Source organism: Selenomonadales bacterium, from assembly GCA_017442105.1.
Taxonomy (GTDB): Bacteria; Bacillota; Negativicutes; order RGIG982; family RGIG982; genus RGIG982.
The window spans coordinates 1-2379 of the sequence record JAFSAX010000030.1; the positions used below are offsets into that span (position 1 = coordinate 1).

2 protein-coding genes are annotated in these 2379 nt (G+C 47.5%); both read left to right on the forward strand.

Features of this window, described 5'->3' with window-relative positions; translation table 11 throughout:
* The first annotated feature begins 82 nt into the window (after positions 1-82).
* Positions 83-715 carry a succinate dehydrogenase gene (locus IJN28_01320; GenBank protein ID MBQ6712412.1) on the forward strand — a complete coding sequence of 211 codons (633 nt, stop codon included), beginning with the start codon at positions 83-85 and terminating at the stop codon, positions 713-715.
* A gap of 53 nt (positions 716-768) precedes the next feature.
* A partial coding sequence (gene sdhA, locus IJN28_01325) for a succinate dehydrogenase flavoprotein subunit (protein MBQ6712413.1) occupies positions 769-2379 on the forward strand: 1611 nt, incomplete at its 3' end.

Here is a 2379-nt window from a genome sequence, read left to right on the forward strand (position 1 = left end):
AGGCAACAACTACTATGAAGAAGGTCAGAAACCGTATCGTAGAATCTAATACGATCACGGTCAAAAAACAGGAGGTTTAAGTATGAGTAACAACACAGAATGCGTTCACACGGACTTCTATGTCCGCCGCTTACATTCCTTGCTCGGTATTGTTCCTATCGGCTTTTTCTTGTTAGAACATGTCATCACGATTTCCCAGGTTTTGGGCGGCGGTCATGCGTTTGACGCAGCAGTTGCAAAATTGGCTGCTATTCCGCACGACATCCTCATCACGCTCGAAATCGTATTCATTGCGATTCCGCTCTTGATCCATGGTATCTACGGTATGTACATCGCTATGCAGGCTAAAACGAACATGGGTAGATACGGTTACATGAGAAACAGACAGTTCACGTTCCAGAGATGGACTGCTTGGTACCTCGTTGCTTTCTTGATTTGGCACGTTGGTTACCTCCGTTTCATCGTTAAAGGTTCCGAAGGTATCAGCTTCGCTCAGATGAGCAGCTACCTCGACAACCCGATCGTATTCGTTCTTTATGTAATCGGTTTGGTTGCAGCGATCTTCCACTTCACGAACGGTCTCTTCACGTTCTCCATCACTTGGGGTATCTCGAAAGGTCCGCGCGTTCAGAGTGTAGTAAACAAAATGGCATGGGGTCTCTTCGTATTGCTTTCGGCTCTCGGCGTAGCTTCCATGTTCGCTTTCATTGGCTAAGAATCGTATAGAACATTTGTTTCTGTATAATATTTGATAAGGAGAGAATCCGAGTGAAAAAAAGAATTATTGTTGTAGGTGGCGGCTTGTCCGGTTTGATGGCTACGATGAAAATTTGTGAAGCCGGCGGTCAAGTAGATCTTTTCTCGTTATGTCCAGTAAAACGTTCCCACTCGGTTTGTGCACAGGGCGGGATTAACGCAGTTATGAACACCAAGGGCCAGAACGACAGCATTTGGGAACATTTCGATGACACTGTATACGGTGGCGACTTCTTGGGTGACCAGGTTGCAATCAAAGGCATGGTTGAAAATGCTCCGAAATTGATTGAAATGTTCGACCGTATGGGCGTTACGTTCACGCGTACGGCTGAAGGTGTCCTCGACCTCCGTAACTTCGGTGGTCAGAAAAACAAACGTACTTGCTTCTCCGGTGCAACGACCGGTCAGCAGCTCCTCTACGCTCTTGATGAACAAGTTCGTATGTGGGAAACGAAAGGTTGCGTAACGAAATACGAATTCTGGGAATTCGTTAAAATCATCAAAACTAAAGAAGGCGAATGCGGCGGTATCATCGCTCAGAACATGAAATCGATGGAAATCGAAGCATTTGCTGGTGACGCTGTTATCATTGCAACAGGTGGTCCGGGCTTCGTATTCGGTAAATGTACTGCATCCACGATCTGCACAGGTTCGGCAGTATCCTCCTGCTACCAGGACGGCGCTTACCTCGGTAACCCTGAATTCATCCAGATCCATCCGACGGCTATCCCGGGCGATGACAAAAACCGCTTGATGTCCGAGTCCGCTCGTGGTGAAGGTGGTCGTGTATGGACTTACAGAGACGGCAAACCTTGGTACTTCCTTGAAGACATGTACCCGGCATACGGTAACTTGGTACCGCGTGACATCGCAGCTCGTGCAATCTTCAAAGTTTGCGTACACATGGGCCTCGGTATCAACGGTGAAAACAGAGTATATCTCGACCTTTCCCACATTGATACGGATTACCTCAACCGTAAACTCGGCGGTATCCTCGAAATCTACGAAGAATTCGTAGGCGATGACCCGCGTAAAGTTCCGATGCAGATCTTCCCGGCAGTTCACTACTCCATGGGTGGTATGTGGGTAGATATCTATCACAGAACAAACATCATTGGTCTCTTCTCCTCCGGCGAATGTGACTATCAGTACCATGGTGCTAACCGTCTTGGTGCTAACTCCCTCCTTTCGGCAACTCACTCCGGTACGATTTCCGGTCCGAAAGCTATGGAATTCACGAAAACTCGTGAATGGATCGATGGCGCTAAAGCTGTAAGTGCTCCGCTTACTGCAGAAGAATTGGCAAAAGCAAAAGCTGATGCTGAAGCAGAATTCGAAAAATTGATGGCAATGGACGGCGAAGAAAACGCATACGTTCTCCACAAAGAACTCGGCGAACTCATGCTCGAAAACGTTGCTATCGAACGTCACAACGACCGTTTGGAATACTGCGGTAAAGAACTCGTTAAAATCTTGAAACGTTGGGACAACATTGGTCTTACTGATAAAGGCCGTTGGTTCAACCAGGAAGTTATGTTCGTAAGACAGCTCCGTAACATGATCGTTTACGCTCGTGCTATTACGCAGGCTGCTCTCCAACGTAACGAAAGCCGTGGCGCTCAC